Raw genomic sequence first — 24,818 nt, forward strand, 5'->3', positions numbered from 1 at the left:
GTTCGGTAAACTCTTGTTCTTTTTCTCTCCTCAAAAATCGCAATTTCCTATAAAGTGAAAAAGAAAAATCCCGATACCGCCGTGATTTTTTTGACTGCCCGAGACTTGGAAAGCGACCAGTTAAGGGGGTTTGAATTGGGCGCTGACGACTATGTGATAAAGCCTTTCCCTATAAGTGTTTTTCAGAAAAAAGTGTCAGCCCTGCTCTCCCGCATTCAAAAGCAAAGCGCCATAGACTGTTATGATGACGGGAATCTGTTCATCAATTTTTCGGAGATGAGCGCTACGCTTGCAGGAGAAGATATTTCATTCACAGCTATGGAATACCGTATCTTAAAAATATTGACGGCAAATATGCAGATTGTTTTGACAAGGCGTATCTTATTGGAAAAGCTATGGGATGCTGATGGGAATTTTGTTGACGAACACGCATTGACTTGTGCCATCAGCCGCATCAGGGCAAAAATTGAAGCGGGAAGTTTCCAATATATCAAAACGGTTTACGGAATGGGTTATATGTGGGTTGGAGGGCTGAAAAAATGAAAACGGTAAAGTTCTCCATTAACAGGATTTGTGCAGTTATATGTACTTTATTGGCTTTCCTATTTGCAGCCGTCGCTGTTTTTCTTTATCTGTTGACGGATAATGCCGCTGCCGTTTATGCCATCTTGTTTTTAGCCGTTCTTGTTTATGGCGGCATGTTTTCTTTTATTGCCATTGTCCGCAAAAAGCTGACTGCTTTTTCCGATATGCTGTGCAGACAGCTTGACGGGATGATGCAGGGAAATGCAGCGAATTTGGAGTTTGCAGAAGAAGAAAGCCTTTTTTATAAAATCAGCCACCGACTCTCCCGTTTATATGGCATCATGCGTGAAAACCGCCAGAGCATAGCCAGAGAACGGGAGGACTTGCAGGAATTGATATCTGATGTATCGCATCAAGTTAAAACGCCGATTGCCAATCTGAAAATGATAGAGACAACTTTGTTGGAACGGGATATACAAAAGCAAAAGCAGAAAGAATTTCTTTCTGCGATGGGCGAGCAGCTTGACAAACTTGATTTTCTTATGCAGGCGCTTATAAAGACATCCCGATTGGAAACAGGCATTATTTCTCTGGAAAAGAAAAAGCAGCCGATTTATGATACGCTTGCGTCCGCATTGGGCGGGATACTATTAAACGCTGAAAAGAAAAACATTGAGGTTTTGGTGCATTGTCCAGAAAGCATAGAGGTTACGCATGATAAAAAATGGACGGGCGAAGCCCTGTTCAATATTTTGGACAATGCGGTAAAATATACGCCAGAAGGCGGTGAAATCCGTGTCAAAGCAGAAAAATTGGAAATGTATTTGAAAATCGACATCTCTGATAATGGAAAAGGGATTCCAGAAAAACATCATGCGGAAATCTTTAAACGTTTTTACCGTGAAAGCGAAGTCCACGATATAGACGGGATAGGTATCGGTCTGTATCTAACCAGAGAAATCATCACAATGCAGAGCGGATATGTAAAAGTAACTTCCAGTTCTCAAATGGGAGCAACTTTTTCCGTATTTCTTCCTGCTGACTGAAAGCGAAATGTCATCAAACTGCGAGAATTAAAACGTAAATTTCCCTGATACCGTGACATTTCTGCGAGGATTGAATTCTATAATATAGCCATCAAAACGAAAGGATGGTGTTCTTTATGAGCATTTTACAAGTGACAGAGCTAAAGAAATACTATGGGACAGAACCGAACATCACGAAAGCGTTGGATGGCGTGACGCTTGCGATTAACGAGGGGGAGTTTGTTGCCATCGTCGGAACGTCAGGCAGTGGCAAATCAACTTTACTGAACATGATGGGAGGTCTGGATATTCCAACTTCTGGCAAGATCAAGGTCAGGGGAAAAGAACTGTCAGAGCTGAAAGACGAACAGCTCACAATTTTCCGCAGGCGGAATATCGGATTTATATTTCAGAATTATAACCTTGTTCCTGTCCTAAATGTATATGAAAATATTGTACTGCCCGTAGAATTAGATGGGGACAGCGTAGACCAGAAGTTCATGGATGACGTTGTGGGGATGCTGGCACTAAAGGATAAGCTGAATAATATGCCCAACAATCTGTCTGGGGGGCAGCAGCAACGTGTGGCGATTGCCAGAGCCTTAGTTTCAAAACCGGCAATCATTTTGGCGGACGAGCCGACAGGAAACCTTGACAGCAGGACGAGCAGCGATGTTTTGGGGCTTCTAAAAGTCACTACAGGTAAATTCAACCAGACAATTGTAATGATTACCCATAATAGCGAAATTGCCCAGCTTGCTGACCGTATCATCCGTATTGAAGATGGCAGAATTTCACAGCAAGGGGAGGTATCAGCATGAGCGATATTCTATTTGGCAATAATAACCGCCATGCCGTCAAAAAGTTGTCAGACCGTTATTTTAAATCAAATAAGAGCAGAACTATTATTGCCGTTATTGCCATTGTCTTAACAGCTGTATTGTTTACTACTATTTTCACATTAGGCTCTGGATTGATTGACACCGTTCAGGAGCAGAATATCAGAAAAGCGGGCGGGGATGGGCAGGCGGTTTTAAGCTATATCAGTGATGATATTTATAATGACATTGAGGGCAATTCCCTTATCGAAAAGATTGCCTACACGAAAGCAGTTTCCTATCGCATAAAGAACGAAGGATTGGAAAAATGGCGTTCTGATCTGTGGTATATGGACGATACGGCCTTAGAGTTTGCCCGCTATGAACCGACGACAGGTCGTCGACCAGAAGCTGAAAATGAGATTATTGCGGACACAAAGACATTGGACGCATTAGGCATAAAAGCGGGGATTGGTGAAACAGTTTCCTTAAAGTATGAAATCAAAGGGACAGAATATGAGACGGATTTTGTTCTTTGTGGTTTTTGGGAAACAGACAGCCTGAGTAATATTGGACGGATGATTGTTTCCAAATCCTTTATTGACAGCCATTCAGATATTCTGGAATACACATATCGGGAAGATAATGATTATTCGGGTGTTGTGACCGCTTATATCATGTTTCATGGTAAAGGGGACATAGAATCGAAGCTAAGCAGGCTGCTTTCTGAAACAGGCTATACCTGTGACATAATGGGCGGAAGCCCGAAGGAAGAAAACTATATGATTGCCCGTGTCAGCCCTGCATATCAAAGCTCTAACCTGTTTGAAAATCCTACGTTGCTCATTTCTGGCATGGTAGGTATCCTTTTAATAATAGTCACTGGATATCTGATTATCTATAATATTTTTCAGATATCCGTAATACAGGATATTCAGGCTTATGGGCAGTTAAAGACTTTAGGAACAACAAAGCGGCAGATAAAAAAGATGATTAACCGTCAGGCAGCCAATCTTTCTTTGATAGGAGTTCCCATTGGTCTGCTGATTGGATTCTTTCTGGGACGTGCATTAGTGCCATTCCTAATGAATGGGACAATTTATACTGCGGATGCCGGCATAACCGTAACTGCCAACCCGCTAATTTTTATAGGAGCTGCTGCGTTTGCAGTCTTTACCGTCTTGATTAGCGTGCAAAAGCCTGCCAAAATTGCAGGAACGGTATCTCCAATTGAAGCAATCAAATATACGGAAAATGATTCGTCTGCATTTAGAGGAAAGAAACATGCGCTTAAAAATTCTACGCATGGAGCAAAAATCTATCGTATGGCACTGGCAAATTTAGGACGAAACCGTAAGCGTACCGTGCTTGTAATCGTTTCCATGACACTATCGTTGGTGTTGTTTAATACAGTATTTACTTTTTCCAGTGGCTTTGATATTAATAAATATATAGCAAAATTTGTAAATACTGATTTTGTGATTTCGACTGCGGATTATTTCCAATTTCGGTATGAAACCAGCAGCAATGATTTGTCGGAATCTTTTATAGAAACAGTTATGGAAAGCGACTGTTTTGAAGCGGGCGGAAGATTATATACAGCCCGTGTGTTGGAAGAAGCCTTTTCTGCTGAAAGCAACGCTTTTTCAAATTACAATACCGATGAAAATGGCAACCCGCTTGTGGATTTGTATGGGGCAGATGACTTCCTGCTAAAAAATATGGAAGTCGTGGAAGGGGAGATAGACTGGCAGGCTCTTAAAACAGGAAAATATGTTTTGCTTAATGTGGAATGTGACGATAACGGAAATATGATTGACAATCCAGATGTGAAAGTGGGAGATACCGTCCGTTTCAATCATGTTTCGATGGACGGTCTTTCAAGCGTTACCGATAATCGTTTTGACCTTATCGTAATGGCAAAAGTCTGTGTAAATGAGAATACGGCTACTACCCGAAATACCGGCGCAACTCGGTTTTATATGCCGACCGAAAATTATTTGCCGCTTTGCGCTTCGCCGCACCTTGTCAGCTTTCCTTTTAATGTAAAGGGCGGGACAGACACACAGATGAAAGAATTTTTAGATGGTTATGTAAAAGATATAGAGCCAGGCATGGATTTTGACTGTAGGGAAAACTATGTAAGCTCTTTTGAAAATCTGACTTCGTTAATTGTGACAATCGGCGGGACTTTGAGCATCGTGATTGGCTTTATTGGAATTGTAAATTTTGTAAACTCCGTCCTGACAAGCATTATTACCCGCAGGAAAGAGTTTGCCATGCTGCAGAGCATCGGCATGACGGGAAAACAGTTGAAAAAGCTGCTTTCCTATGAGGGTTTGTATTATTCTGCAGGAACAATTCTTGCATCTGTTGTATTTGGAACGCTATTTTCAGTCATAATTGTGAAAGGCATTTCTGACGGTATCTGGTTCTTTACCTACCGCTTTGTGATGTGGCCTATGCTGATTATATATCCATGTCTTATCATTCTGACAGTCTTAATACCTGCATTGCTTTATAAACAGATAAGTAAGACGAGTATTATAGAGCGCCTGCGTCAAAACTAAATTTATCTGTCTAAAACCGAGGAGCGATTTGCCCTCGGTTTTTAAATGTCACAAAGCCGCGAGATTTCGTTTTAAAATTTTGCCATACAAGCGGTTGTCTGTGATATTTCTACGAGATTCTTGTTTTACAATAAAGAAATACAAAATATCATTGCGCCGAATAAAAAAACGATGTTTCGGTGAGCCTATTCGCTATGCTCTAACGTCTCTCCGACTTCGCTTTTTGAAATTTGAAGGGATTTCTTTTGTCTGCAAGCAGCGGATTCTACTTATATATACCATACCAAGAATTGGTAGGTAACTTGTTAAAAAAATCCTCATCAACTTATGACCTGCTGAAAATGCAGGATTATTCCACAAAGGAAATCGCCCGCTTGTTGGATTGACAACAGGGGCTATCTATGCACAAAAGGCACGGACTATAAGCCGACAAGCCCGCTGATGAAAGAGGAGCTTCGGAAACTGGACGAGATTACCGCACAGGTAAGGTATATGTCAAAGCAGAGCATTTCCACCCTCTCCGAGTTACACGCCGACAGGGAGCAAAACCAGAATGAAATGAATAAACCTTATCCACTACCGCCAGCACTTGCGGAATAAGGCACGCCAGGCCATACCAGCCGAAAAAGAAACACTTCGGGCCGAAAAACAGGACGTGACGGAGCAGATAACGGAGCTTAGAAAGCGGCTGAAATATGCAAACAGGATTAAAAAACGCTCTGCCCATATCGACAATTGCTTAAACCAAATCCACGACACGATGGAAAATCGGCGGTTAGATCGGCAGAAACAGCCAGTTAAAACAGACCTCAAGAGGGAGGAATCATTGCGATGAGCAGACTGTCCGAGGAAGAAATACAGGCGATTATGGAGAAATACAAGGACGCCCCTATGGTAAATCCCGACAAAATATATCCCCCTCTGCCGCCTGTCCAGAATGTCGCGCCCCTTGTCCGCATCCCAGAGCTGATGAGCTTTACCGAGAAAATCGGCGGCACGGAATACACCGTCACCGCCCATTTCCGAAAAGACGGGCGGGACTTGCTTGCAACGCTTACGGATATTTTTCGGCATGGCACTACAAAAGAAACATTACGAAAATCTTTAGGCTATGAAATATCACAGTCCACATTCAATCGTATTTTGAATTGTGACGGCGTATATCAAACTTTAGAAGCAAACTTCGTGGCTGCTTATGCAAAATATTTTAATGTAACCGCTGATTATCTTTTGGGAATACGGAAAACCTCTATTGTGAATGAGGATGTTGCTATGATGGAAAAGTCAACCGGGCTTTCAGAAAGCGCTATCAATGTTTTGCGCACAGAAATGAATATAGGATATAAACGCATGATAGAAGCCCTTAATCTTCTAATATGCGATATGTACTATCAGGAAGAGGGGCGGCGGTATCGTCCTTTTGTAGAATTGTTTGCAAATTATCTCAATTTTCAGGATGATAATAAAATGTATGCTCTTAATCAAAGAGAAAATATGAAAGAAGCTCAGCCACATACTATAGACAACGGCATTATATTTTGGGATAGCAAAAACCTTTAGATAACCAAAAAGCAAAAAGAAGAATTGTTCTTAATGGAAATGGAACATATATTGAAAATCTTAAAAGAAGAATATAATAAAAACCTAATTTTTTAGATTAAATTCACATCAAAAAGCACCTGATACCAATTAAAGTATTGAGTGCTTTTCTCTGTTCCATAATCCTATATTCTTCTGAATTTGTCACAACATTGTCACAAATCTTTGCTTATAACCTCTGAAAGTGGCTTATTTACTGCATTCCTGTGAAATACATATCAAGTATTTTTCTTGACGCCTGAGCTTTTACAAATTCTGAAACTTTTCCACCTCTTCTTTCAGGGTATTGGAAATCCTGGTGTTGGCGTCCATATTTTCATGGATGGTTCCCATGGAATCCACAAGCCCTGCGGCGCCTGCAGCCACTGACTCAATGGCCCTTGCACTGTCGTCAATGGTGGCGGCAATGGAACTGACAGAGCCTACCATGGAATTCATGGTATCCTGCAAGCCGGCTGTTTCGGCAGAAAAGCGCTCCATTACGGAAGCAAACATCCCTGCATCCGCATCGTATTGTTCCCCGGTATGTACCAACGCGGCGTAATCCTCCATCACATTCCTGTTTAAGTATTCCATCATTTCATTGGCATTTGCCGCCAGTTCCTCTACCGCTTCCGTAACGATCCGGCTGATTTCCTGAATGCTGCCGGCCGTATTCCGGCTGCTGTCCGCCAACTGCCGAATTTCATCCGCCACAACTGCAAATCCTCTTCCCGCCTCTCCAGCCCTGGCCGCCTCAATGGAAGCGTTCAGCGCCAGCAGATTTGTCTGGCTGGCAATTTCCAGAATCTCTTCCGTCAAATCATTTATCATAGCGACTTTACTGCTGTTTTCCACAGAAGCTTTCAAAATCCCTGTCATATCCGCAACCATGCCGCCGGTATTCTTTTTGCTGGCATCGGCGTTCTCTTTCAGCTCATTGGCGCGCTTTCGTACCTCCATGGCGTATTTCGCCGACTCCTGGGCCTCCTTCTGCATTCTCTGAACTGTTTCACTGACTGTCTCAATCTGGCCGCTGATCCCCAGGGAAGTTGCCGATACCTCCTGCATACTGGCAGACAATTCCTCGGTTGCCGCAGAAGTGTCATTGACGCTGCAGGATACCACTGCCACCTGTCCGTTCACCGCCTCCACGGAATTCTTAAGCTCCAGGGAATAGCCCTTTACATCCTTCATAATATGCTGCAGATTGTCAATAAACGTATTAATTCCCTGCACCATCTGCCCAGTTTCATCCCTGGATCTGGTTTCCACCCGAAGGGTCAAGTCACCCTCGCCCCTCTGGATTTTCCCGATAATTCCATCCAACTGCTTTGTTGCGCTGCGTATGGGCCTTGCCACGCCGCCCACCACATAAGCCACTCCTGCGGCGGCTGCCGCAAGAAAAACAGCAACGCAGAGAACCAGGGTCTGATAAGCCGTCTGGATGCCCTTATTCTGTTCCTCTACTGCAGTATCCATAGCCCTGGCAATCAGATTGTCCAGTTCCGTCAAATCAGCCTTTACCAGCTCGTCAAACTCCACCAGCTTGGAGGTAGCCGTCCGAAAAGCCGCCTGACTGCCGATATCGCCGGAGCTTTTTTTCTGAATCCGCTTATAAATCTTATCGTAGGCAGCCATATTCAGTTCTATGTGTCCTGCAATTTTACTTCCTTCTTCCTCAGGAAAAGCTTCTTTGATTTCCCCCATTCTTTCCGTCAGTTCCAGATCCAGCGCTTCAATCTGACTGGTCAGCTCCTGTATCTGCTCCTCTTTGCTGGTCATCATCATCTCATACAGCAGGGTTTCCTTTTCCTGATATGCACTCCGGAATTCATTTACCAGGTACACATTCGGCACCTGACTGGCTGTAATTCCTTCGCTTTTCTCCTGAATCATCCTGATCTGTCCAAGATTAAACACGATACTGACTCCAAATACAAGAGAAAGCCCTGCCAGTACGGCAATCATTTTTGCAGTGATTCTCCTCATACTCCGTCACACCCTCCTTCGTATCTTGCATACTGTCTGCAATTCTCCCCGGCCGGAATGCTTCTACAGGCTGGTTCTTACCGTCTTAGGCTGATACCCTTTCTGCTCCAGCGCCTTCAAAATCTGCCCCTTATGATCTGTGCCGAAAGCTTCCATGGTAATGCGCAGTTCCACAGCCGCATTCCGGTTGGTGGATACAAACTGGTTATGCTCTAATTTTATAACATTTCCCTGCTCTTTGGCAATGGTATCTGCAACTTTGCACAATTCTCCCGGCTTGTCTGGCAAAAGAACCGACACAGTAAAAATCCGATCCCGGAAAATCAGACCCTGCTGCACAACGGAAGACATGGTGATCACGTCCATATTGCCGCCGCTTAAAATCGCAGCCACACGCTTATTTTCCACCTTCAGATGGCGCAGCGCCGCCACCGTTAAAAGCCCGGAATTTTCCACAACCATTTTGTGGTTTTCCACCATATCCAGAAAAGCCACAACCAGTTCATCATCCTCTACTGTAATAATTCCATCCAGATTTTCCCGGATATAAGGAAAAATCTGTTCTCCTGGCGTCTTTACTGCAGTACCGTCTGCAATGGTGCTGACCCCGGGCAGAGTGGTGACTTTTCCTGCCTTGATGGATTCCTCCATACAGTTTGCCCCGGCAGGCTCCACGCCGATGACTTTGATTTTAGGATTCAAAAGCTTGGCAAGGACAGAAATTCCTGTGGCAAGCCCGCCTCCTCCGATGGGAACCAGAATATATTCCACCAATGGCAGCTCCTTAAAAATCTCCATTGCAATGGTTCCCTGCCCGGTAGCCACTGCCAGATCGTCAAAGGGATGAATAAAGGTATATCCATGCTCTTCTGCCAGTTCATAAGCCTTCTGGCAGGATTCATCATACACATCCCCGTAGAGAATTACCTCTGCGCCGTATCCCTTGGTCCGGTTTACCTTAATCAGTGGCGTTGTGGTAGGCATCACAATGGTCGCTTTCACTCCATAGCATTTTGCCGCATAAGCCACACCCTGGGCATGGTTGCCGGCGGAAGCGGTAATCAGGCCCTTTTCCCTTTCCTCTTCTGAGAGGGTGCTGATCTTGTAATAGGCGCCCCTCACCTTGTAAGCTCCGGTAAACTGCATATTTTCCGGCTTCAGATATACCTTGTTTTTCGTCTGTTCGCTTAAGAAATCACTATATACCAGTTTGGTTTCCAGAGTTACCTCTTTTACTATTTTGCTTGCTTCCTCAAATCTTTCCAGAGTCAACATTCTACTCTTCCTCCTCTGTTTTTTCATCGGTTTCAAACAGCGCCTTTACAAACTGTTCTGAGTCAAACTTCTGCAGATCGTCTATGGTTTCCCCCACTCCGATATATTTTACCGGAATGCCAAGCTCTGACTGAATTGCCACGGCTATGCCGCCCCTTGCGGTTCCGTCCATCTTGGTAAGGATAATCCCGGAAATCTCAGCCACCTCTGAAAACTGCCTGGCCTGGGAAAGGGCGTTCTGGCCTGTGGTTCCATCCAGTACCACCAGTGTTTCCCGAAACGCTTCCGGATATTCTTTTTCTAAAATCCGGTGAATTTTCTTTAACTCTTCCATCAGATTTTTCTTATTGTGGAGACGGCCGGCAGTATCGCACAGCAGCACATCCGCATTTCTGGCCCTTGCCGCCGCCACCGCATCATATACCACTGCCCCAGGATCTGCTCCCTCCTGTCCGCCGATCATTTCCACTCCTGCCCGGCTGGCCCACTCGCCAAGCTGTTCTCCGGCGGCTGCCCGGAAGGTATCTGCCGCCGCAAGCACCACGCGTTTGCCCTGGGCCTTCAGCTTGCCCGCCAGTTTTCCAACGGAGGTGGTCTTGCCCACGCCGTTTACGCCGATCACCAGCACCACAGATTTCTCATTTTCAAACTGATAGGCGGTTTCTCCCACATCCATCTGTTCTTTGATACTGGATATCAGCAGCTCTTTGCACTGGGCAGGCTCCTTGATATGCTGCTCCTTTACCTTTACCTTCAGATTCTCGATAATTTCTGTGGTCGCATGGACGCCCAGGTCCCCCATAATCAGAATCTCTTCGATCTCTTCGTAGAATTCATCGTCAATACTGGAAAATCCGCTGAAAATAGAATCTATCCCGGATACAATATTATCTCTGGTTTTCGTCAGTCCCTGCACCAGCCGTTTAAAAAACCCTTTCTTTTCCTTTTCTTCACTTCCCATTGCTTTTCGCTCCTTCCTGTTATTGGTTACAGCAATCTCTGCTTTCTATCCTAATTATTTTGAATCCGGCTCCACTATGCGCTTAAATCCTCCTCGATTAAGTTCACAGACACCAGAGTGGACACCCCTTTCTCCTGCATGGTAATTCCATACAGCCGATCTGCCGCCGCCATAGTTCCCCTTCTATGGGTAATGACAATAAACTGGGTATGTTCCGTCAGCTTATGCAGATATTTTGCAAACCGCCCCACATTGGAATCGTCCAGCGCCGCCTCAATCTCATCCAACAGACAAAAGGGCGAGGGCTTCAGATTCTGGATGGCAAACAAAAGGGAAATGGCGGTCAAAGATTTTTCCCCGCCGGAAAGCTGCATCATATTCTGCAGCTTCTTTCCAGGCGGCTGGGCAATAATGCGGATGCCGCATTCTAAGATATCCTCATCCTCCACCAGCTCCAGCGTCCCTTTTCCGCCGCCGAACAGTTCTTTGAACACCTTGTCAAACTCTTTCTGAATCTGGGCAAACTTCTCCATAAACTGCCGGCGCATTCCGGTATCCAGCTCTTCAATAATGTCCAGCAGCGTTTTTTCCGCTTCCACCAAATCATCATGCTGGGTTTTCATAAACACATACCGCTCTGACAGATTCCGGTAATCTTCAATGGCATTGACATTCACATCCCCCAGCTTGCGGATTTCATCTTTGATTTCGGAAATCCTCTTTTTCATCTCCCCAGGATTGCTGAATTCCTCCCTGCGCAGCGCCATGGCATTGTGAAAGGTCAGTTCATATTCCTCCCACATATAACTGGTCTGATGCTCCACCGATTCATTCAGCTTCTCCTTCTGGCTGTTTAAGCGGTACATTTCTTTGTCCAGATCATTGATACGTTTGGACAATTCTTCCTGTTTCTGGAAAAATCCCTTGTATTTCTCGGACATCTCTTCTCTTGCTTTCTGTCCTTCCTTAATCTGCTGTTCCAATTCTTCTCGGCTGGCCTCCGATTGTTCCATGTTCTTTCTAATCTCTTCAATTTCCTGCTCTTTTCTCCGGATATCTGTCTGAGACTGGCCCCGTTCCCGCTCTGCTGCCTGCAAATCCTCTTCCAGCTTACGGATTTCGGCTGAAATACGGGACATATTCTCCTGCACGAATTCCGCCTTCTGCTGAAAATTGGCCTCTTCTAACTGCACTCTGGAAACATCATTCTGGCTCTCCTCGGCCAACTTATTCTGCCTCTCCAGAATTTGCTGAAATTCTCCCGTTTCTTCTTCTATTTCCTTTTCCCTGCGGCTGGCCGCCTGAATTTCTTCCTGAATCTGTTCTCTGCTTTCACTGATGTCCAGTAACTGCCGCTCAATCTCCCTGCTTTCCGCCTGAAGGGATACAAATCGGCTGTCATTCTCCGCTTTTAGCTCCCTTGCCCGTTCCAGATTCATTTCCTCCGTGTTCTGTCTCAGCAGCGCCTGTTTCAAATCTTCTTCCTTCTGATGGATATCTTCTTTCAGCAGCTCTCTTGCTGTACTGATATCCTCCAGACGTTTTTTGTGTCCGGCAAGGGCATGCTCCAATTTCTCTGTTCCCTGCTGCAGATCTTCGATTTCCCGTTTTCTTCCCAGCAGATTGCTGGTATTTTTAAAAGCTCCGCCTGTCATGGAACCGCCGGGGCTTAAGGATTCTCCCTCCAATGTCACAATCCGCAGGCTGTACTGATATTTCCTTGCCAGCAAAATGGCATGATCGATGGTATCCACTACATAAGTTCTGCCGAGAAGATATATCTTTAATTCCTGAAATCTACTGTCCGCCTGCACCAGATCGCTTCCGATTCCAATCACGCCGGGCTCTCTTAAAACAGCCTGGTTCACAGCAACCGGCTTCTTTCCCACACTGGTTAAGGGCAAAAATGTAGCCCGCCCATACCGATTCTGCTTCAGATAGCCAATCATTTTCTTGGCCGTATTTTCATCGCTGGTGACAATATTCTGAATGCTGCCGCCTAACGCCGTCTCAATGGCAACTTCATACTTTTTTTCCACCTGAATCAAATCGGCCACTACCCCTAAGAGTCCTGGCTCCGTCTCTTTCTTCTCCATCACCCGGCGGATGGAGTTGCCATAGCCATCGTAGCGTTCCGCAATATTAATCAGAGATTCCAGCCGTGACTTTTCCCTGTGATAACAGGCATTATCCCGCTCCATCTGCTCTAAGGTTTCCGCCCGTTTCTTCTGCCACTCCTGATTTTTTGCTTCCAGCTTTTGTCTCTCTTCTTCTAATTTGCTGCAGCTTTCCCGGGCTTTGCTGCAGTTTTCCTCATACTCTTCCAATACGGACTGCAGCTCCTCCTCTTCGCTTTTCTGTTCCAGCAGCCGTTTGTTTAACTGGGCTCTGCGTATGTTGATCTGCTCCTGCATAGTATCATAACGCTGCTGTCTTGCCTTGATAGAAGCTTTATTGTTCAAAAGCTCAATAATCTCACTTTTTCCGTCCTCAATTTTCCTGCTGCAGCGGGCAATTTCTTCCTGGATTTCCTGATACTTTGCCATCACCTGGCTTTTCTGCTCCTCTAAAGACTTCATCTGATCGTCCAGCTGTAGCTTTTCATTCTGGCAGGCTGCTTTCTGTTCCTGGCGCTCCTTAAGCTCTTTGTCAATGGCCTGCTGTCGTGACTGAAAATGCTCTTCGCTCTGCCTTGCCCCGTGAATCTGCTCTTTCAGCACATTGATCTGGCCCTCCAGCCTGCCCTTAAGCACTGTAGTATTTCCCAGTTCTTCCCGAAGGGCCAAAAGTCTGCCGTCTGCCTGCTGCATCTTTTGTTCCATCTGCTCATATTCTGTCCGGATATTAATATAAGACTGGTTGGATTCTTTCAAATCCTGCTCCACAATCCCCGTTTTTTCTCCCAGGGATTTCACCTCCTCCTCCATGCGCTCCATGTCCATAAGAAACATGTTCACATCATATTCTTTCAGTTCTTCCCTCTTTTTCAGATACAGCTTCGCTTTCTCCGCCTGCTTCTCCAAAGGGGCCACCTGCTTCTCCAGTTCGGAAAGAATATCGTTCACACGCAGAAGATTTTGACGCTCGTCTTCTAATTTCTTCTGCGCCGTTGCTTTTCTCCGCTTAAACTTCACAATTCCCGCCGCCTCATCAAACAGTTCCCGCCGCTCCTCCGGTTTTCCGCTTAAAATCCGCTCAATCTGACCCTGTCCAATGATGGAATAACCTTCTTTGCCAATTCCCGTGTCATAAAATAATTCATTTACGTCTTTCAGACGGCAGGTTGTCCCATTAATCAGGTATTCACTTTCTCCGGAACGGTAGACGCGTCTTGCCACCGTAACTTCCTTATAATCCACATTTAACTGCCCGTCTCCGTTATCCAATGTAATTGCCACATAAGCATAACTTAAGGGCCTGCGGTTCTCCGTACCGGAAAAAATAACATCCTGCATACTGGCTCCCCGAAGCTGCTTCACCCGCTGCTCTCCTAACACCCAGCGCACAGCGTCTGCCACATTGCTCTTTCCGCTTCCGTTGGGCCCTACAATTCCGGTAATTCCATTGTGGAATTCAAACAGAATCTTATTGGCAAATGACTTAAATCCATGAACCTCTATACTTTTTAAATACATCTGTCCCTCCGACGCTATTCCGCCAAATTACGGGGAATCTTAATGTTTTTCTCTTCCTTCAGCAAAAGCAGCGTCTCATAGGCCGCCTCCTGTTCTGCGCTTTTCTTGGTTCTTCCGCAGCCTTTCCCGTAGGGCGCATGACCGATTCTGGCTTCCACGATAAATTTTTTATCGTGATCCGGCCCTTCTTCCGCCAGAAGGCAATACTTCAGACCTTCCCCGTAATTGGCCTGCACCACTTCCTGCAGGATAGTCTTGCTATCATAAAAGAGCTGCTTATGCTCTATGTCGTTTAGCACAAAACGGTGCACAAACTCTTTTGCATTAGCAAAACCACCATCTAAATAAATTGCCCCAATCAACGCCTCTAACACATCGGACAATACTGATTTCCTCTCTCTGCCCCCAGTTTGAGCTTCCCCTTTTCCCAACAAAAGATATTTTCCCAGTTCTAATTCTCTGGTACAGAAGGCAAGGGTAGGTTCACAGACAATACTGGCCCGCATTCTGGTTAACTCCCCTTCCGGATTCCTGGGATATTTATGAAACAGAAATTCGCTGGCTGCAATCTCCAGCACCGCATCCCCCAGAAATTCCAGCCGCTCATAATCTGCCAGCTTGCTCATATGATGCTCGTTCACATAGGAGCTATGGGTCAAAGCCTGTGTCAGCAATCTGCCGTTCTGAAAATGATATCCGATTTTATCTTCCAATTCTTTCTGCAATTTCATCTTAAACCTCCGACGCACTTTTCGAAACCTGTCATGAAATGGCTGCGCAGATATTTCATAGCAGCTCCTTACTCTAACCAAATGCAACCACTTCCCGCAAAATGTGAAAGTGGTTGTCATCTGATATCGCCTGCTCCAGGCAGGCAATTAATCTTTATGCTCACTGTACGGTTCTTTCATCAGTTTGTTGCATTCTTAATCTGCTCTACTGCATCTGCTACCGTTACAATCTTTTCTGCTTCTTCGTTGGCAATCTCAATGTCAAATTCTTCTTCCAGTCCCATGATAATCTGGAAAATATCCAGAGAATCCGCCCCCAGGTCATCTACAAATGTAGTATCCATTGTAATTTCATCCACGTCAACGTTTAATACTTCTGCAATGATTTTTTTTAATTTTTCAAACTCCATTCTTGTTCCTTTCTACTCCTCCATGGGAGATGTTCCAATATTCTTTCTGATTTTTTCATTGATTTCCTGCTCACTGAAAGTGACGCACTGGATAATGGAATTGGTAACTTCCTTGGCCTTAGCACTTCCATGAGTCTTGACTACCAGACCATTCAGCCCCAACAGCGGCGCACCGCCGTATTCTGTAGCGTCAAAGGCTTTCAGAGTCTTTTTCAAAGATGGCTTCACAAGCAGCGCGCCGATCTTGCTTCTGAGGCTTGCCAGCATTCCCCGCTTTATAACGCTTACCAGCGTCCCGCTTAATCCCTCATAAAGCTTCAAAATGACATTTCCGGTAAACGCCTCACACACAATCACGTCTGCTTCTCCATGGGGAATCTCTCTTGCTTCAATACTTCCCGTAAAGTTAATGTCCGGGCAGTTCTTCAGCAGAGGAAATGTTTCTTTTACCAGTGCATTTCCTTTTTCTTCCTCTGCACCAATATTGACAATCGCTACCTTCGGCTTCTTCACGCCCAGCACATTCTCCATATAAATAGAGCCCATCTTCGCAAACTGAACCAGATGCGATGCCCTGGCGTCTACATTTGCCCCGCAGTCAATCAGTAAAGACACTCCCTGTTCCGTGGGAATTAACGGCGCCAGCGGCGGGCGTTCCACGCCCTTAATCCTTCCGACAATAACTTGTCCGCCTACCAGTATGGCCCCAGAGCTTCCTGCTGACACAAAAGCGTCTGCCTTTTTCTCCTTCACCATATTCAATCCCACTACAATGGATGACTGTTTTTTCTTTCGAATTGCCATCACTGGAGGTTCTGCGGTTTCAATTACCTCTTCGGCGTGAATTACTTCAATCTGTTTCCCGTTGTAGGAATGCTTCTCCAGCTCTTTTTTTACCGCATCCTGACGTCCAATCAGATATACCTTAATGTCCTGCCGCAGCGTAACAGCATTGATTGCCCCTTTTACCATTTCGGCAGGTGCGTAATCGCCGCCCATGGCATCGACTGCCACTCTTATCATTTCCTGCATGAAAATTCCTCCTTATGGCTCGCAAACAGGCAATTCCTGTAAAAAATTTCCTGTTTATCGAATACCCACCTAAGAATATACTATAAGTATCCGGAGAAATCAACATAAAAATCAACGAACTGCCATATCATCGTCCGCTTTATATTTGGCGTCCTCTGCTTTGCGGTCTTCTTCACTCATATATTTCCGAAAAATCCGCTCCAGCACATAACTCTGAATCCATGTATAAACAGAGGGAATAATAAAGATCACAAGAGGCGCAATATAAAGCGCAACCCCCGTTACCGCAGCAATCACCAGCATCAGCGCCGTCATAGGCAGATGGGCAATCACCATCAGCGCGGCATTCTTCATAGACTGTTTCCTGGTATTCTCAAAACGGGCCATGTAGGGAAACAGATAGGATATCCATGCAAACCAGATTACAAGCCCCAGAAAGCTTACTGCAGAAAGGGCGGAAAAATAGGTGACGGAAGCGGCGTAAAAATTCGCAATCCGCAAATCAAGCCCCAGCACAATCCCGATTACCAGGGCAGCCAGCCACACCGGCGTGGTCTGCTTAAAATTCTCCCGGAAAGAGGTAACGTAATCCCGGAACATATATCCCCTGTCATGGCGGAGCACCTTATGTACCGTGTAATACAATGCTGTGGATGCAGTTCCTATGGTAATAATGGGAATACAACTTACAAAAAACAGCAGGCTCAGACAAATACAGTCTGTAAATTTGGATAATGACCTCATAATACCGCTGTCCGGATTAAATAGCTTCATATGGCAAATTCCTCTCTCATTTGATATTTTAGTCCTTTCACTTATTCTTACCTATTTCCTCTGAAATGTCAATGTCTGCAATCATAAAATTTCTTTAAACATGAGAATGCCGAAAGAAAAAGAGCCTTCCTAAAGATAGAAAGACTCTTTACGCATCCCGGATTAATCCTGAGGGATAATCTCTTTTTTGTTATAACATCCGCAGTTCTTGCATACTCTGTGAGGCATCATTAACTCGCCGCATTTGCTGCATTTTACCAAAGCCGGCGCAGTCATTTTCCAGTTTGCTCTTCTTCTGTCTCTTCTGCCTTTGGAAGATTTATTTTTTGGACATATCGACATGGTCACACCTCCTTAAATTTGTTAAAAATATCCTGGATTGCTGCCATTCTTGGATCCGGCTCCGTTCTCTGGCACTGACATTCTGCCTGATTCAGATTTGCCCCGCACCGCTTGCAGATGCCCTTGCAATCTTCTCTGCACAGAACCTTCATTGGCCAACTCACCAAAATTTCTCCAAAAATAAGTTGATCTACATCCAGACTTGTTCCTGTCATATAGTTCAGATTCTCCATGCTCTTCTCCTCATTGTCTCCAGTAAGATCAATCTCCTTATCCACCTTAATGGAAAAAGTCCAATCTACCTCCTCCAGACAGCGATCACATGGAATCCGGATTGTAACTTCTGTTTCCCCCTGAATCAACAGGCGTTTCCCGTCTTCATTGACAAACTCCATTACAAAAGGTTGTTTCGTCCGAATGGGAAATTGTCCCAGCCTTGAATCGAAGGACGATAATTCAATTTCTACCTGTCTTGACATTTCCTTATTCTCACAGGAAATTATGTCCGCTAATTCTACTCTCATGACAGTCTCCTATCCACACTTGGTATATTATAACTGTCAAAACATGGTTTGTCAATCATTTATTTTATTTTCTTGTCAGTTCTACCGTTTCACGGGCAATAGCCAGCTCTTCATTGGTAGGCAGGCAAAGTACAGTCACTTTAGAATTTGGCGTGGAAATCACTTTCTCTTCTCCTCTTACCTGATTGGCTTCGTCGTCCAGTTCCACTCCCAGGTATCCCAGATAATCGCAGACGCCCTTTCTGGTATCCGGCCCGTTTTCTCCAACTCCTGCCGTAAAGCAAATCACATCCACGCCGTTCATGGCTGCCGCATAGGAACCGACATATTTTGCCACACGGTAAATATATGTTTCCAACGCCCGGATTCCGCCCTGATCATTCTTCGCAGCGGCAGCTTCCAGATCACGGAAATCGCTGGAAATATGGGATAGGCCCTGAACGCCGGATTTCTTATTCAAAATAGTCATAACTCCTTCCAGATCCAGGTTCTCCTTCTTTGCCAGATATTCCATGGCTCCCGGATCAATGTCGCCGGAACGGGTTCCCATAATCAGTCCTTCTAAAGGCGTCAGTCCCATGGAGGTATCTATAGATTTGCCATTTTTCACCGCACAGATGGAAGCGCCGTTTCCAAGATGGCAGACAATGGTCTTCAGTTCTTCATAAGGTTTTCCAATGATTTCTGCCGCACGTTTGGACACATAGCTGTGGGAAGTCCCGTGGAATCCGTATTTTCTCACTCTGTATTTCTCATAGTAATCATAATCAATGCCGTAAAGGTATGCCTTCTCCGGCATGGTCTGATGGAATGCGGTATCAAACACGCCCACCATAGGCACTCCCGGCATCAATTCCTGGCAGGCCCGAACTCCGATCAAATTGGCCGGATTATGCAAAGGAGCCAAATCACTGCATTCCTCCACAACCTTCAGCACTTCTTCATTCAATACCGTGGAGCATGCAAATTTCTCTCCGCCATGAACCATTCTGTGGCCCACTGCCCCGATTTCCTCAAGGCTGTTCAATGCTCCGGTTTTTTGATTCACCAACGCGTCCAATACCAGCTGAATGGCCTGTTTGTGGGTGGGCATGTCCGCATCTGTGATCTCTTTCTCACAGCCTGCTTTCTGATAGACCAGCCTTCCGTCCAGACCGATTCTCTCGCACAATCCCTTTGCCAATACTTCCTCTGTATCGGAATTGATTACCTGATACTTCAGGGAAGAACTTCCGCAATTAATCACTAATACATTCATTTTCCTTCTCCTCTTCTTTTCCATATTATAGTTCTAACATGTATGTTCCTATTATAAACCAATCTAAATTATGATACAAGGGGCTTTTTTCCAGTTCCTCCTTGTAAACCGGAACAAAATCCTGTACCATATAGGGAAAGCGCATTCAACCTATGCATTTCTTCGCTTCCATATGCAAAGAATGAACCATAAGAACTTCAGGTGCGCCTGAAAAACAAAAGGAGACTGTCAACTATGGAAAATACCGAAAAAACAGAATTATTTGAACAAATGCCCATTCCCAAAGCGGTTATGACACTGGCGGTTCCCACCATTATCAGCTCTTTGGTTATGGTAATTTACAATCTGGCAGACACATATTTTGTCGGCATTTTAAATGATCCCATCCAGAACGCCGCTGTCACATTGGCGGCTCCGGTGCTTCTGGCTTTTAACGCAGTCAATAATCTCTTCGGCATTGGCGCATCCAGCATGATGAGCCGGGGGCTTGGCAGAAAAGATTACGATACTGTCTTTCGCAGTTCCGCTTTCGGCTTCTATTTTGCACTGATGAGCGGAATCCTGTTTTCTGTCCTCTGCACCATATTTCAGGCTCCCATGCTGACGTTGCTCGGCGCAGACAGCCAGACTGGGGCTGCCACCGGAGAATACCTGAAATGGACGGTAAATTTCGGCGCCGCCCCTTCCATCCTGAATGTGGTGCTGGCCTACCTGGTGCGGGCGGAAGGCTCCTCTCTTCACGCCAGTATCGGCACCATGAGCGGCTGCCTGTTAAATATTATCCTGGACCCCATATTTATCCTTCCTCAGGGACTGAATATGGGCGCGGCCGGCGCAGGGCTTGCCACGTTTCTGTCCAACTGCACCGCCTGCGGCTATTTTTTCATCCTGCTGTATGTAAAACGGGGACATACCTATGTTTCCATCCGGCCTTCCCACTTCGGCTTCCGGAAAATCATAGTTTCCGGCATTTTTGCCGTGGGAATCCCCGCCTCTATTCAGAACCTTTTAAACGTAACAGGCATGACTGTGCTGAATAATTTTACTTCCTCTTACGGTGCAGACGCGGTAGCCGCCATGGGAATCGTACAGAAAATCAACATGGTGCCTCTTAACATTGCCTTGGGGCTGTCCCAGGGCATTATGCCCCTGATCAGCTATAATTATGCCAGCGGAAATATCAAACGCATGAAAGACACATTGATTTTCACTGTAAAAATCACCCTCTCTTTCATGATACTGGTTTCTGCCGGTTATTATCTGGGAGCCGGGCCTCTCACCTCGCTCTTTATGAAGAGCCCTGCCATCATAGAATACGGCGCCAGATTTTTACGGGGCCTGTGCCTGGGAACGCCGTTTCTGTGCATGGATTTTCTTGCAGTGGGCGTATTTCAGGCCTGCGGCCTTGGAAAGAAATCCTTTCTCTTTGCCATACTCCGCAAGATTGTCCTGGAAATTCCGGCGCTGTTTCTTTTGAATTATTTCTTCCCACTGTACGGACTTGCCTATGCGCAGCTGACTGCCGAATTTATCCTTGCCATTGCCGCTGTAATTGTCCTGATCCGGCTGTTTCGCCAGCTTGAACAGACATTCGGCAAAGCTGAAAAACCTCTGAACCAAACTTTGTCATAAAAGCCTGTATCACCAAAATGGAACATCTGCCCCCAAAGAAAGGAGACCTCATGAATGTACTTGGAATTATTGCAGAATATAACCCGTTCCACAAAGGACACGCTTATCAGATCGAAACTTTGAGAAAAGAAACAAACGCCGATTACGTCATCATTGCCATGAGCGGAAATTTCGTCCAGCGGGGTGCGCCTGCCCTTATGGACAAATACAGCCGCACCCGAATGGCTCTAAGCTGCGGCGCAGATCTGGTACTGGAACTGCCTGCGCTCTATGCCTGTGCCAGCGCAGAATATTTTGCAAGCGGCGGCGTTGCTTTACTGGAAAGCACCGGCGTGGTAACGCACCTGGGATTCGGCACGGAAACGGAAGATTTTGGTTTCCTGCAGGAAATTGCAGATATCCTCTGCCAGGAGCCGGAAGCCTTCCGGGATGCTTTGCAGCAGGAATTGAAAAAGGGACTGTCATTTCCTGCCGCACGGGCCCAGGCGTTAAAAACCTGTTTTATGGAGCAGCATCCCACATACGCCAAACCGGAAGAAATCTTGGCTTCTCCAAACAATATACTGGCTCTGGAATACCTGAAAGCTTTGTCCCGCCGCTGCTCTGGGATTATTCCCTGTCCTCTGCTGCGCCGGGGGCAATCCTACCACGACACTGCGCCGGGACAGACATTTTCTTCCGCCTCAGCCATACGGGCCAGAATTGCAGAAACGAATTCCCTCTCAGAAAATATCATTCCAGACGCAGAATCAAAAGCCGGCTGTCCCCATAATCCCGGCCGTCTGGAACTGCTGCGCCGCCGAATTCTGCCTGATTTGGATACTTCCATGCCAAAAGCCGCTTCCGACATCTTACTGGCGTATCCCCACCCCTTTTTGCAGGAAAATGATTTCTCCCTGCTGCTTCACTATAAGCTGCTTACAGAATCCTCAGAGCAACTTTCCAGCTATGCAGACAGTTCTCCAGATCTTGCCCGGCGCATGAAGCATGAATCTGGCGCTTTTCTTTCCTGGAGCAGCTTTTGCAGTCATTTAAAAAGCAAAAACTTCACCTATACCCGCTTAAGCCGGGTGTTTTTGCATGCCATTTTGAATATTTACGGAGAGGATTACCAAACCTTTCCCCAACCTTCTTACCTGCGGGCGCTGGGCTTTCGCAAAGAAGCCGTACCTCTGCTGTCGGCCATAAAAGCAAAGGGAAGCCTGCCCTTTATCACCAGCCCGGCTTCCCTATGGGACGGCAAAAGTTCAAGCACTTCTCTGGAATATCTGCCGCTGCCCCATCGTTTCACTGCCTCTCCTACCCAACGTCTCTTTTCCCTGGATCTGACGGCTTCTGACCTGTACCGCATCGGCCTGACTGCCAGGGGAGACAACAGTCTGCAGAATGATTTTAAGCAGCCTCTAATTTTACTGTAGGAATCTTGCCGCATGCCCATAAGCGCAGACGCAAAACCTTATGTTCTCTGCATGCTGAACGATAATTCTTCTCCTGCTTTTGCCGCCCAACATTTTAGAGGCAGAACGCCCTGCTAACACGCCTTTCTAATGATGGAATAGCCGGATTCCAGTAAAGCACATTGCCATATTGTATTTATTGCAGGTCTCAATAACATTGTCATCCCGAATAGAACCGCCTGGTTCCGCCACATAGGCAACGCCGCTTTTGTGCGCCCGCTCAATATTATCGCCAAATGGGAAAAATGCATCGGAACCAAGCGCCACTCCGCTCATCTGATCCAACCATTCCCGCTTCTCCTCTCTGGTAAATATCTCCGGCTTCACCTTGAATATCTTCTCCCAGGCGCCGTCTGCCAGAACATCCATATAATCTTCTCCAATATACAGATCAATGGAATTATCCCTGTCAGCCCTACCGATGCCGTCTACAAATTCCAATCCCAGCACCTTGGGAGACTGACGCAGAAACCAGTTGTCCGCCTTCTGTCCGGCAAGGCGGGTACAGTGGATTCTGGACTGCTGTCCTGCGCCGATGCCGATGGCCTGTCCGCCCTTGGCATAACATACCGAATTGGACTGCGTATATTTCAGGGTAATCATGGCAATTGCCAAATCAATTTTCGCAGATTCCGGAATCTCTTTGTTCTCTGTTACCACATTGCCAAAGAAATCACTGTCAATGTTTAACTCATTCCTGCCCTGTTCAAAGGTAATGCCAAATACCTCCTTCCGTTCCAGAGGGTTCGGCACATAATCCGGATCAATCTCTATGACATTGTAATTCCCTTTCTTCTTGGCTTTCAGAATCTCCAGCGCCTCCGGCTCATATCCCGGTGCAATTACGCCGTCAGAAACCTCCCGTTTGATAATTAGAGCCGTGGCTTTGTCACAGACGTCAGACAGAGAAATAAAATCTCCGAAAGACGACATACGGTCTGCCCCTCGGGCTCTTGCATATGCATTGGCAAGAGGAGTAAATTCTTCCATATCATCCACCCAGTAAATTTTTTTCTCCACATCCGTTAAAGGCAGTCCTACTGCAGCCCCGGCAGGTGAAACATGCTTAAAAGAAGCAGCTGCCGGAAGCCCTGTGGCCTTCTTCAATTCCTTGACCAATTGCCATCCGTTGAAAGCATCCAGAAAATTAATATAGCCTGGCTTGCCGTTTAACACTCTAATAGGAAGCTCTCCTTTCTCCATATAGATTCTGGATGGTTTCTGATTGGGGTTACATCCGTATTTCAATTCTAATTCCTGCATAATTCCCTCCACTCCGTATCTTTTCCGTATTGTATGCCTCGCTTGCTCAGACACAGGCAGGTTTACTTGTTCTTATTAATAATAACAGTTTCACAGCTCCCTGTTTCAATCTCAATATATCTCACAAAAAGGGAAACTTTATTCTCTTCATTCAGGCTGTCCCAAACTTTCCTGGCGAACTCATGAATCTCCCCGTCCAATTCCACCAACTTCGGCTCTCCTTCAAAACTGGGCAGCGGATTCCCGTCTCCCATATAAGTATGGATAAAATGCCCTTCCCCGGCTGATGGATTCTCATAGGCAAAAGTATAGCGGTTACAGGAACCTGGTTCTCCGTGGTTGCTCTTTAAAATAGACATTGCATAATTGTAGCTGCCATGCTCCACATGCATAATACCGGAAATCCGCGGGGTATAGTTGGGCGCGTCCGGCTCAAATTCTCTGGTACGCAAAGACTGTTCAAAGGTCTGCTGCTTATCCATCAATTCATAAATGGTATCTGTTTGATCCCCGTTTGTTACAATTGTCTTATTGCCCAGCACTCTCACCGGCGCATAGATAATCAAACTGGGATCGCTTAGCTTAGACGGATCAAAGGCCTGGGTACGGATGCCTTCTCCATCCTCCACAAAAATACGGTTCCTGCTGTTCTCGCTTCTTCCCATAATAAAATAGGCGGTCACCGCATACCTGCCGTCTTTGGACTTTCCAATTACAATTCCCCTTCCCGGATATGAATTACCCTTTAACTCTGTTTCCAACGATAACTTATTCACTCCTTGGTATCCTCCTTATGCTTGATGTCTTTGATTTTTTTAATTATGCCGTTCTCAGGGCATATTTGAAAATGTTTTCCGCAAAACCCGCATCAGAAAAATTTCCTTTTTTCAATTAATTTTAGGATGCCCTATGCCCATTCTACCATGTACTTTTTCCCATTACAAGTAAAACAGGGAAGAACTTGTTACTGTTCTTCCCTTCGGCAGCCCTTACCTTAGAATGTATCTGAAAATATC

General features: G+C 45.8%; 20 protein-coding genes. 7 read left to right on the plus strand and 13 right to left on the minus strand.

Going from position 1 to position 24,818, the window contains the following annotated elements; translation table 11 throughout:
* Positions 1-54 precede the first annotated feature (54 nt).
* The 5 genes from E5329_RS00005 to E5329_RS29545 all read left to right on the plus strand — a co-directional run bounded on the left by E5329_RS00005 (position 55) and on the right by E5329_RS29545 (position 6,498).
* Positions 55-543: a response regulator transcription factor gene (locus tag E5329_RS00005; protein ID WP_330571855.1), complete on the plus strand. Its 489-nt coding sequence runs from the start codon at positions 55-57 to the stop codon at positions 541-543.
* The gene (locus E5329_RS00010; protein ID WP_135987538.1) at positions 540-1,571 is read left to right on the plus strand and encodes a sensor histidine kinase; all 1,032 of its coding nucleotides are present in this window, start codon (positions 540-542) and stop codon (positions 1,569-1,571) included. The genes E5329_RS00005 and E5329_RS00010 overlap by 4 nt, the downstream gene beginning before the upstream one ends.
* Before the next feature lie 116 nt (positions 1,572-1,687).
* Complete coding sequence (locus E5329_RS00015) at positions 1,688-2,371, plus strand: ABC transporter ATP-binding protein (RefSeq protein ID WP_135987539.1); 684 nt, start codon at positions 1,688-1,690, stop codon at positions 2,369-2,371.
* Positions 2,368-4,938, plus strand: a complete 2,571-nt coding sequence (locus tag E5329_RS00020; protein WP_135987540.1) for an ABC transporter permease — start codon at positions 2,368-2,370, stop codon at positions 4,936-4,938. The genes E5329_RS00015 and E5329_RS00020 overlap by 4 nt, the downstream gene beginning before the upstream one ends.
* Positions 4,939-5,769: 831 nt before the next feature.
* A complete protein-coding gene (locus E5329_RS29545) occupies positions 5,770-6,498 on the plus strand; it encodes a hypothetical protein (RefSeq protein ID WP_168356459.1) in 729 nt (242 codons plus the stop codon).
* A 285-nt stretch (positions 6,499-6,783) separates the two neighbouring features.
* On the opposite strand, the gene E5329_RS00035 is transcribed toward E5329_RS29545, so the two are convergent.
* From E5329_RS00035 to E5329_RS00085, 11 genes are all read right to left on the minus strand, one after another.
* Complete coding sequence (locus E5329_RS00035; protein ID WP_135987541.1) at positions 6,784-8,508, minus strand: methyl-accepting chemotaxis protein; 1,725 nt, start codon at positions 8,506-8,508, stop codon at positions 6,784-6,786.
* A 63-nt stretch (positions 8,509-8,571) separates the two neighbouring features.
* A complete protein-coding gene (ilvA, locus tag E5329_RS00040) occupies positions 8,572-9,783 on the minus strand; it encodes a threonine ammonia-lyase (protein ID WP_135987542.1) in 1,212 nt (403 codons plus the stop codon).
* A gap of 1 nt (position 9,784) precedes the next feature.
* Positions 9,785-10,744, minus strand: a complete 960-nt coding sequence (gene ftsY / locus E5329_RS00045) for a signal recognition particle-docking protein FtsY (protein ID WP_135987543.1) — start codon at positions 10,742-10,744, stop codon at positions 9,785-9,787.
* A 74-nt stretch (positions 10,745-10,818) separates the two neighbouring features.
* A complete protein-coding gene (smc, locus tag E5329_RS00050; RefSeq protein WP_135987544.1) occupies positions 10,819-14,379 on the minus strand; it encodes a chromosome segregation protein SMC in 3,561 nt (1,186 codons plus the stop codon).
* Positions 14,380-14,393: 14 nt separating this feature from the next.
* Positions 14,394-15,110, minus strand: a complete 717-nt coding sequence (gene rnc, locus E5329_RS00055; RefSeq protein WP_135987545.1) for a ribonuclease III — start codon at positions 15,108-15,110, stop codon at positions 14,394-14,396.
* Positions 15,111-15,289: 179 nt separating this feature from the next.
* Complete coding sequence (gene acpP, locus E5329_RS00060) at positions 15,290-15,520, minus strand: acyl carrier protein (RefSeq protein WP_135987546.1); 231 nt, start codon at positions 15,518-15,520, stop codon at positions 15,290-15,292.
* Between the two features lie 12 nt (positions 15,521-15,532).
* Positions 15,533-16,552: a phosphate acyltransferase PlsX gene (plsX, locus tag E5329_RS00065; protein WP_135987547.1), complete on the minus strand. Its 1,020-nt coding sequence runs from the start codon at positions 16,550-16,552 to the stop codon at positions 15,533-15,535.
* Positions 16,553-16,663: 111 nt separating this feature from the next.
* Positions 16,664-17,326, minus strand: a complete 663-nt coding sequence (locus tag E5329_RS00070; RefSeq protein ID WP_135987548.1) for a YesL family protein — start codon at positions 17,324-17,326, stop codon at positions 16,664-16,666.
* 162 nt (positions 17,327-17,488) lie between these two features.
* The gene (gene rpmF, locus E5329_RS00075) at positions 17,489-17,668 is read right to left on the minus strand and encodes a 50S ribosomal protein L32 (protein WP_135987549.1); all 180 of its coding nucleotides are present in this window, start codon (positions 17,666-17,668) and stop codon (positions 17,489-17,491) included.
* Between the two features lie 2 nt (positions 17,669-17,670).
* Positions 17,671-18,192: a YceD family protein gene (locus tag E5329_RS00080; RefSeq protein ID WP_135987550.1), complete on the minus strand. Its 522-nt coding sequence runs from the start codon at positions 18,190-18,192 to the stop codon at positions 17,671-17,673.
* 64 nt (positions 18,193-18,256) lie between these two features.
* Positions 18,257-19,450 (minus strand): acetate kinase, encoded by a 1,194-nt coding sequence (locus E5329_RS00085; protein ID WP_135987551.1) that lies wholly within the window; start codon positions 19,448-19,450, stop codon positions 18,257-18,259.
* 234 nt (positions 19,451-19,684) lie between these two features.
* Between E5329_RS00085 and E5329_RS00090 the strand changes: the two genes are divergently transcribed.
* Both E5329_RS00090 and E5329_RS00095 read left to right on the plus strand, forming a co-directional pair.
* The gene (locus E5329_RS00090) at positions 19,685-21,082 is read left to right on the plus strand and encodes an MATE family efflux transporter (protein WP_135987552.1); all 1,398 of its coding nucleotides are present in this window, start codon (positions 19,685-19,687) and stop codon (positions 21,080-21,082) included.
* Positions 21,083-21,132: 50 nt separating this feature from the next.
* The gene (locus E5329_RS00095) at positions 21,133-22,500 is read left to right on the plus strand and encodes a tRNA(Met) cytidine acetate ligase (protein WP_168356460.1); all 1,368 of its coding nucleotides are present in this window, start codon (positions 21,133-21,135) and stop codon (positions 22,498-22,500) included.
* Between the two features lie 126 nt (positions 22,501-22,626).
* Here the strand turns inward: E5329_RS00095 and E5329_RS00100 are convergent, their stop codons facing one another.
* Both E5329_RS00100 and E5329_RS00105 read right to left on the minus strand, forming a co-directional pair.
* Complete coding sequence (locus E5329_RS00100; protein WP_135987554.1) at positions 22,627-23,802, minus strand: phosphoribosylaminoimidazolecarboxamide formyltransferase; 1,176 nt, start codon at positions 23,800-23,802, stop codon at positions 22,627-22,629.
* A gap of 62 nt (positions 23,803-23,864) precedes the next feature.
* A complete protein-coding gene (locus E5329_RS00105; RefSeq protein WP_135987555.1) occupies positions 23,865-24,578 on the minus strand; it encodes an IMP cyclohydrolase in 714 nt (237 codons plus the stop codon).
* Positions 24,579-24,818 lie beyond the last annotated feature (240 nt).

Source organism: Petralouisia muris, assembly GCF_004793545.1.
Classification (GTDB): domain Bacteria; phylum Bacillota; class Clostridia; order Lachnospirales; family Lachnospiraceae; genus Petralouisia; species Petralouisia muris.